Here is an 8,280-nt window from a genome sequence, read left to right on the forward strand (position 1 = left end):
TGCGCACTTCGTGCGCGATCTCATCGGGCGCCAGGGCATCGGGGAAATGCGACCCGGAGGGTCTGCATTTCAGGGGCGCGGGGAACTGCGCGACCAGCCCCCACCGGGCGGCACCCCGCGACGGACCGGTGGCCCCGTTCGGGTTCCCGGCGCGCCAAGTGCCGCGCCCGATGTGACCCTGGTGGGAAGCGGAGCGAGGAGGCGGGATGGCGCGTGCGGAGGACCGGGGACCGGTGCGGTACGGGCCCGTGCTGCCCGAGCCAGGACTCCCCGTACTGCCGGAACTGAGCGCGATCGTCGCCGCGGCGGCCGGACGCGCGGCCCCCGAACCCCCCGGCGGCCCCCCACCCCTCCTGGAAGCCGCCGGAGGCTACTGGCTGCGCCGGGGCCTGCCCACCGAACGCACCCAGGTGGCCGCCGCCCCCGGAGGGGCCCCGCTCCTGCTCGCCGTCACCGCCGCGCTCGGCGGCGACGTCCTGGTGCCCCGCCCCTGCCCGGCCTGGTGGGTGCCGCAGGCCCGGCTGCTGGGCCGGGACGCCTTCCACGTGCCGACGCCCGCCGAGTGCGGCGGCGTCCCGGACCCGTACGCCCTGCTGGAGACGGTGCGCCGGGTGCGGGCCGAGGGCGGGGACCCGCGCCTGCTCGTCCTGGCCGTCCCCGACGACCCGACCGCGACCGTGGCGCCGCCCGAGGTGCTGCACGAGGCGGTCGAGGCCGCCGTGGGCGAGGGCCTGCACGTGGTGAGCGACGAGACGTGGCGGGACACCGTGCACCCGGGCGCCGACACCGTCCTGTTCGGGCCCGCCGAGATGTACCCGGACGCGGTCACCGTGCTCACCGATCTGACCGGCGCCTTCCTGCCGCCCTCGCTCCCCGCGGCCTGCGCCCGCTTCCCCGCCACCGCCGCGGGCGCCCGGCTCGCCGACCGGGTCCGCGACATCCTCACCGCGACGGGCGCCCTCCTCGCCGCCCCCGTCGCGGCCGCCGCGGGACACGTCCTGGGCGAACCCGACGCGGTCACCGCCCGCCGCGTCGCCGCCGTCGCCCTGCACGCGCGGCTCGCCGGCGCCCTGCACGAGGCCGTCCTCGCCGCCGGAGCGCTGGCCCGGCCGCCGCGCGCGGGCCGGCACCTCTACGCCGACCTGGAACCGCTGCGCCCCCACCTGGCCGCCCGCGGCGTCACGGACGCCCAGGAACTGGAGGACCACCTCACCGGCCGGCTCGGCATGCCCGCCCCCGGCGGCCACCGCTTCGGCGACACCCCGGCCGCGCTGCGGGTGCGCCTCTCCACGGGGCCGCTGGTCGGTTCAACCCCCGAGGAGCGGGCCGCGTCTCTCACCTCACCGGAGCCCTTGGAATTGCCGCATGTGGAAAGGGTGTTGAGCATGGTGGGGTCGACGCTCGGCGACATCCGCGGCGAGCCGGGCCCGGCGGGCCCCGCGGGCGGCGGACCGGCAGGCGAGGGATGGGAGTACCGGCGATGACGCAAGCCTCCGAAGCGCCGATGACGGAGGAGCCCGCTCCGCGGGCCGATGCCACGGCGGTCCGGCCGCCCCTCGCCGAGCCGCGGCCGCTCGGCGGGGGAGCGGACGCCCTGCGGATCCCGCGCCGCTGGCCCAAGTCCTTCGCGCACCGGCTCACCGCGCCACTGCCGGGCCTGCGCGGCTTCGCCCGGTTCGCCCGCGAGGGCCGGGTGCGGCCCTCCGCCGAGGGCCTGGCCGACATCCCGAACCTGCCGTTCGCGCCGGGTCCGCTGCCCGACGTCGACGCCCGCACCGCGGCCGTCACCTGGGTCGGCCACGCCAGCTGGATCATCCGGGTCGGCGGCCTGACCGTGCTCACCGACCCCGTCTGGTCCCGCAAGATCCTCGGCACCCCGGCCCGGGTCACCCCGCCCGGCATCGCCTGGAGCGCGCTGCCGCCGGTCGACGCCGTCGTCATCAGCCACAACCACTACGACCACCTCGACTGGCCCACCCTCAAGCGCCTGCCGCGCGACACCCCGGTCCTGGTCCCGGCCGGTCTGGCCCGCTGGTTCACCCGGCGGGGCTTCACCCACGTCGCGGAGCTCGACTGGTGGGAGGCCGCCGAGCTGAAGGGCGTCCGCTTCGACTTCGTCCCGGCCCACCACTGGTCCAAGCGCAGCCTCACCGACACCTGCCGCACCCTGTGGGGCGGCTGGGTCCTCACCGACCTCGACGGGCGGCGGATCTACTTCGCGGGCGACACCGGCTACGGCCACTGGTTCCGGGAGATCGGCCGCCGCCACCCGGACATCGACCTCGCCCTGCTCCCCATCGGCGCCTACGAACCGCGCTGGTGGCTGCGGGACGTGCACTGCGACCCCGAGGACGCGGTGCGCGCCGCGCAGGACGTCGGCGCCCGCCGGATGGCGCCCATGCACTGGGCCACGTTCCTGCTGTCGGCCGAGCCGGTCCTGGAGCCGCTCACCCGGCTGCGGGCCGCCTGGGAGCGCGCCGGCCTGTCCCGCACCGCGCTGTGGGACCTGCCGGTGGGCGGCTCACGCGTGCTGACCGCCTGACTCCCGGCCCCGCAGCCGCCGCCACAGACCGGGAGCCACGCTGATCACCAGGGTGAGCGCCACCGCCGCGACCACGCCCTGCCACGGCTCCGGGAACAGGGAGCCGCCGAGGATCCCGATCACCTGGTACGTCGCCGCCCAGGCCAGACAGGCCGGGACGTCGCCGCGGGCGAACCGCCGCAGCGGCATCCCGGCCAGCAGGCACGCCAGCATCACCGGGATCCGTCCGGCCGGCACGAGCCGCGACAGCACCAGGACGAGCACCCCGTGGTCGGCCAGCTTGTCCTGGGCCTGCGTCAGCCGCTCCTCCGGCGCCCGAGACCGGATCGCCTCCAGCCACCGCGACCCGCCCCGCGACCTCATGCCGCGCCGCCCCAGCCAGTACAGGACGACGTCGCCGAGGAACGCCGCGAAGGAGGCGACGAGAAACACGAACAGCAGCGACAGCGGCGCCGTCTGATGGAACGCCACGACCGCGGCCGAACTCACCAGCGCGCCCGTCGGCACCACCGGGACGAGCGCCCCGATGAACACGAGCAGGAACAAGGACGGGTAGCCGACGGCCTGTTGAGTGGACTCCGGCGCCACCTGCGTGGCGGTGGCGAGGATCAACGGGCCACCTCCGGACGCACGCTCTCGCCGTGCCCCAGCCGGTGCACCGCCACCTCCGGCGCCGCCAGCGCCGCCTGCCGCACGAACTCGTCGCCCGGCGCGTGGAACTCGTGCGGCCGCACCGCGTCCATCCCGATCGGCCAGTACGTCCCGTAGTGCACCGGCACCGCGCTGCGCGGCCCGATCCGGGCCAACGCCTCGGCGGCCCGCGCCGGATCCAGATGGTGCGGGCCGAGGTAGGGACCCCAGCCGCCGACCGGAAGCAGCGCCACGTCCACGGCGCCCACCGCCTCCGCCATGCCGTCGAACAGGCCCGTGTCGCCCGCGAAGTAGGTCCGGGCCTCGCCCGTCACCACGTAGCCGAGCGCGGGGGAGCGGTGCGGGCCCACCGGGAGCCGCCGCCCGTCGTGCTCGGCGGGCACGGCCCGCACCGACACACCGCCCGCCTTCACCACGTCACCGGGCTCGACCTCCGTGATCCGCAGCGCGTCCAGCCGGCGCAGCCCCGGCACGGAGCGGCGCGCGCCGCGCGGCACGAGCACCTGTGTGCCGGGCGCGAGCCGCGCGAGCGACGGCACGTGCAGATGGTCGGCGTGCAGATGCGAGACGAGCACGACGTCGGCACGGGCGGCGCTCGGCGGCGGGGGCGCGCCGCGCCGCCGCCGCAGATGCGCGAGGCGCCGCGTGAACAGCGGATCGGTGAGCACCCGGGTCCCCGTGTCCTCGACCGTGCACGTGGCATGACCCCACCAGGTGATCTCCACCGGCACCCGTTGCCTCCTCCGTGCGACTGCCCCGAGCCTACGTGCAGGAGTAGGGTCGAGCCCGAAAGACGAGGTGAGGGGGACACCATGGGCGCACCGGACGGTTCGGGACCAGGCCCGCTGCGGGTCGCGTCGATCGCCAGCCTGACACCGCTGGAGGAGCTGGACGCGGACCCGTTCCTCGTCGACTCCCGCAGCCAGCACGCCATGTGCGCCCGCTGGGCCGCCGAGCGCGGTTACGTCGTCACGCGTGAACTGCTCGTGCACGGACTGCGCCCCGACCACGAGGTGCTCTGGGACGACGTGGACGCGGGCCTGGTCGACCTGTTCGTCGTCCCCTGCGACCGCGTGCTGAACGCGGCCCTCCGCTCGCCCGAGGCGTTCACCAAGGAATGTGCGCGGCGCGGGGTGCGGATGGAGACGGCGGGCCTGGCCGAGCCCGCGTACGACACGGAGATGAAGGCCCGCGTCCACCGCCGCCTGTCGATGCCCACCGCCGGGTACGACGGCTGCTGAATCCGGCCACGCCGGTGCGGCCGGACCGATCGGGCCCGGCCGTGTGAAAACCTGGCCGACGACAGGACGAACGGGGCGGATCGGGCGAGGGGAGCCGGAGAAGTGGCATCGGGCCGGTGGTGGCGGCGGGCGGCGAGCACGGTGTGGCGCTCCCTGACGGTGTGGGCCGCGAGCACCCTGACGATGATGGTCCTCGCCGGGCTGTTGCCCGACTTCCAGCTGCAGTCCGCGAGCGGCGACAGCATGACGCGGGTCGCGATCACCGCCGCGTCCGGCGCCGGAGCCTTCGCCGTCCTGTCCGCCCTGGTCTGGCCGATCCTGGTCCGCGCCCTGCTCCTCGTACCGGCGCTCGTCCTCGGCCTCGTCGTCTTCTTCCTCAACGGCGGCGTGCTGCTCGTCGCCCTCCATCTGGTGCCCGACGGCCGGGGCGAGATCAACGCGGAGACCGCCGTCGTCGTGGCCGCCGTGATGTCCGCCGTCGCGTCGGCGACCGGCGGTGCCCTCGCCGTCCGCGACGACGACGCCTACCGGCGCCGCCTGTACCGGCTCGCCGCCCGCCGGCGCCGCAGGGCCGGACCCGACGCCGGCTGCCCGCCCACCCCCGGCACCGTCTTCCTCCAGCTCGACGGCGTCGGCCACGACCTCCTGAGGCGGGCCGCGGACCAGGACCTGATGCCCACCGTCGGCGCCTGGCTGCGCGAGGGCGGCCACCGGCTCACCCCCTGGCGCACCGACTGGTCCAGCCAGACCGGCGCCAGCCAGCTCGGCATCCTGCACGGCTCCACCTGGGACGTGCCCGCCTTCCGCTGGTACGAGAAGGACACCGGCGAGATCCAGGTGTCCAACCGCCCGACCAGCGCCACCGAGCTGCAGCGCCGCGCCGTCGAGCACACCGGCGACGGCGGACTGCTCACCCTCGACGGCGCCAGCCGCGGCAACCTCTTCAGCGGCGGCGCCGAGCAGGTCGCCCTCGTCCTGTCCGTCGCCGCGCGCCGCGGCAAGGAGAACCGTTCCCGCGCCGGCTACTTCGCCTACTTCTCCGACCCGGCCAACGCGGTGCGCACCGCCCTGTCCTTCTGCGCCGAGGTCGGCCGGGAGATCGGCCAGTCCACCCGGGCCCGCGTCCGCGGAGAGCGCCCGCGCGTCGGCCGCGGCGGGCTCTACCCCTTCATCCGCGCCTTCGCCACCGTCGTCGAACGGGACGTCGTCGTCGCGGCCGTCATCGGCGACCTCCTCGCCGGCCGCAGCGCCGTCTACGCCGACCTGGTCGCCTACGACGAGGTCGCCCACCACTCCGGCCCGTTCGGCCGCGACGCCGAGAAGGTCCTCGAACGGCTCGACCGCTCGCTCGCCCTGATCGCGAAGGTCGCCGAGCACGCGCCGCGCCCGTACCGCATCGTCGTCCTGTCCGACCACGGCCAGAGCCCCGGCGAGACCTTCCGCTCCCGCTACGGACTCACCCTCCAGGACCTGGTGCGGGCCGGCTGCGGGCTGCCCGTGCCGCGCAAGGTGCGGCGCACCCGCAGCGGGGCCGAGGCCAGGTCCGCCGTGCGCGCCGCCCTGCACCGGCCCGTCGAGCGCACCGAACCGCCCGTCTTCCGGGGACGGCGCAGCGAGCCCGTCGTCCTCGCCTCCGGCAATCTCGGCCTGGTCTCGTTCCCCGACGTGCCGCACCGCATGACGAAGGAGGAGATCGACCGCCGCCACCCGGCGCTCCTCACCACCCTCGCCCACCACCCGGGCGTCGGCTTCCTGCTCGTGCGCAGCGCCGAGCACGGCGGCGTCGTCCTCGGCGCCCGCGGCGCCGAGGTGCCGGTCGACGATCTCGTCGACGGGAAGGGGCCGCTCGCCGACTTCGGCCCCGGCGCCGCCGACACCGTCCGCCGCACCCACGCGTTCCCGCACACCGCCGACATCATGGTCAACTCCTTCCACGACCCGGTGGACGGCGAGGTGCTCGCCTTCGAGGAGCAGATCGGCTCGCACGGCGGGCTCGGCGGCGCCCAGGGCCGGCCCTTCCTGCTCTCGCCGCCGGACCTGTCCCCGCCGGTCGCCGACGGCACCGAACTGGTCGGCGCCGAGCAGGTCCACCACGTGCTGCGCCGCTGGCTGCGCGAGAGCAGCGGCCCGCAGGTGCCGGTGGAGAAATCCCCGGCGGGCGGCGCCGGAATCGCATCTTTTACGGTCGCTCCCCCCGGGCAGCGGGAGGAATCCGCCTGATTTGGCGGCCGGTGCCCGCCCGCCGGACCATGGGTCCTCGCCCGGCGATCCCGCGGCGCCCCAGCACGACCGAGAGGCACCCCCCACATGCACGACACCGGAACCTCACTCCAGGTCTCGGCGAAGCTCGACCAGGGGGAGGCCCCTCAGCCCCCGTCCGGTGACACGCAGAACGCGCGAGGCGAGAGCCGGCACACCCGCAGGTTCGGACTGCCGATCGCCACGGCCCTGGTCATGGGCAACATCATCGGCGGCGGCATCTTCCTGCTCCCCGCCTCCGTGGCCCCGTACGGCACGATCAGCCTGCTCGCCTTCGGTGTCCTCACCGTCGGCGCCATCGCCCTCGCCCTCGTCTTCGGACGGCTCGCGCACCGGCACCCGAAGACCGGCGGTCCCTATGTCTACGCCCGTGAGGCCTTCGGCGACTTCGCCGGGTTCCTCGCGGCGTGGAGCTACTGGATCACCGCCTGGGTGTCGAACGCGGCGCTCGCCGTCGCCGCCGTCGGCTACCTCGACGTGCTGTTCCCGCTGAACGGCTCCACCCTGTGGACGATCGTCGCGGCTCTCGCCTGCCAGTGGCTGCCCGCCCTGTCGAACCTCGCCGGCACCCGCTGGTTCGGCGCGGTCCAGCTCGTCTCCACGATCCTGAAGTTCGCGCCGCTGCTGCTCGTCGCGATCGGCGGCCTGTTCTTCTTCGACGCCGACAACCTCGGCCCGTTCCAGGCCAGTGGCGACTCCGCGCTCGGCGCCGTCTCCGCGTCCGCCGCGATCCTGCTGTTCAGCTACATCGGTGTCGAGTCCGCGTCCGTCAGCGCCGGCGAGGTCCGCGACCCGCAGCGCAACGTCGGCCGCGCCACCGTCCTCGGCACCACGCTCGCCGCGCTGCTCTACCTGCTGTGCACCGTCGCCGTGTTCGGCACCGTCGCGCACGGCGAGCTCGTCGACTCCGACGCGCCGCTCTCCGACGCCGTCAACGCGATGTTCGGCGGCACCTGGGGCGGCACCGCCGTCGCGATCGCCGCGATCGTCTCCATCGTCGGCGCGCTGAACGGCTGGACGCTGCTCAGCGCCCAGACCCCGTACGCGGCCGCGAAGGACGGGCTGTTCCCCGCCGCGTTCACCCGGCGCAGCCGCGGCATCCCGACCTTCGGCGTCGTCGTCGCGGTGGCCCTGGCCTCCCTGCTGACCGTCTACAACTACACGTTCGGTTCCGCCGGGGTCTTCGAGACGCTCGTGCTGGTCACGACCTTCACGGCCACGGTGCCCTACCTCCTCGCGACCGCCGCGCAGATCTACTTCCTGCTCTCCGGCCGCCGCGACCGCGTCCGGCCGGCCCGCCTGGTCCGCGACATGGTGCTCGCCTTCGCCGCGTTCGGCTTCTCGATGTGGCTGGTCGGCGGAGCCGGATACGCGGCCGTCTACCAGGGCGTGCTGTTCCTCTTCGCGGGCGTCCTCGTGTACGCGTGCATGGCCGCCCGCAAGAAGCGCGCCGCCGGGACTCCGGCGCCCCCGGCCGGTCCCCCGGGGGCCCGCCCCCCCGCACGACCAGGCGGCCCCCGGTGTGATATAAACAAAACCCCGCCCCCCCGAAGTGGGTGGATGGGGGGTTGCGGGGTGTGGGGGGAG

7 protein-coding genes are annotated in these 8,280 nt (G+C 75.3%); 5 read left to right on the forward strand and 2 right to left on the reverse strand.

Going from position 1 to position 8,280, the window contains the following annotated elements; translation table 11 throughout:
• The first annotated feature begins 206 nt into the window (after window positions 1-206).
• Window positions 207-1,484, forward strand: a complete 1,278-nt coding sequence (locus ACFW9D_RS31365; RefSeq protein WP_384627513.1) for an aminotransferase class I/II-fold pyridoxal phosphate-dependent enzyme — start codon at window positions 207-209, stop codon at window positions 1,482-1,484.
• Entirely contained in the window at window positions 1,481-2,542 is a 1,062-nt protein-coding gene (locus ACFW9D_RS31370; protein ID WP_384627516.1) for an MBL fold metallo-hydrolase, read from the forward strand. The genes ACFW9D_RS31365 and ACFW9D_RS31370 overlap by 4 nt, the downstream gene beginning before the upstream one ends.
• Here the strand turns inward: ACFW9D_RS31370 and ACFW9D_RS31375 are convergent.
• Window positions 2,522-3,154, reverse strand: coding sequence for a DedA family protein (locus ACFW9D_RS31375; RefSeq protein WP_188336007.1), 633 nt, complete (start codon window positions 3,152-3,154; stop codon window positions 2,522-2,524). The genes ACFW9D_RS31370 and ACFW9D_RS31375 overlap by 21 nt on opposite strands.
• Window positions 3,151-3,924 (reverse strand): MBL fold metallo-hydrolase, encoded by a 774-nt coding sequence (locus ACFW9D_RS31380; RefSeq protein WP_384627519.1) that lies wholly within the window; start codon window positions 3,922-3,924, stop codon window positions 3,151-3,153. The genes ACFW9D_RS31375 and ACFW9D_RS31380 overlap by 4 nt, the downstream gene beginning before the upstream one ends.
• Before the next feature lie 81 nt (window positions 3,925-4,005).
• Between ACFW9D_RS31380 and ACFW9D_RS31385 the strand changes: the two genes are divergently transcribed.
• From ACFW9D_RS31385 to ACFW9D_RS31395, 3 genes are all read left to right on the forward strand, one after another.
• On the forward strand, window positions 4,006-4,434 hold the full coding sequence (locus tag ACFW9D_RS31385) for a hypothetical protein (RefSeq protein WP_188336005.1): 429 nt from the start codon (window positions 4,006-4,008) through the stop codon (window positions 4,432-4,434).
• Between the two features lie 102 nt (window positions 4,435-4,536).
• A complete protein-coding gene (locus ACFW9D_RS31390; RefSeq protein ID WP_384627521.1) occupies window positions 4,537-6,654 on the forward strand; it encodes a phage holin family protein in 2,118 nt (705 codons plus the stop codon).
• An 87-nt stretch (window positions 6,655-6,741) separates the two neighbouring features.
• A partial coding sequence (locus tag ACFW9D_RS31395) for an amino acid permease (RefSeq protein WP_384627524.1) occupies window positions 6,742-8,280 on the forward strand: 1,539 nt, incomplete at its 3' end.

Source organism: Streptomyces sp. NPDC059524, assembly GCF_042749255.1.
GTDB classification, from domain to species: domain Bacteria; phylum Actinomycetota; class Actinomycetes; order Streptomycetales; family Streptomycetaceae; genus Streptomyces; species Streptomyces xanthii.

What these genes read in the sequence shown, in the direction of transcription:
- ACFW9D_RS31365 (WP_384627513.1), top strand. Translation starts at nt 207, where the DNA reads ATGGCGCGTGCGGAGGACCGGGGACCGGTGCGGTACGGGCCCGTGCTG.
- ACFW9D_RS31370 (WP_384627516.1), top strand. Translation starts at nt 1,481, where the DNA reads ATGACGCAAGCCTCCGAAGCGCCGATGACGGAGGAGCCCGCTCCGCGG.
- ACFW9D_RS31385 (WP_188336005.1), top strand. Translation starts at nt 4,006, where the DNA reads ATGGGCGCACCGGACGGTTCGGGACCAGGCCCGCTGCGGGTCGCGTCG.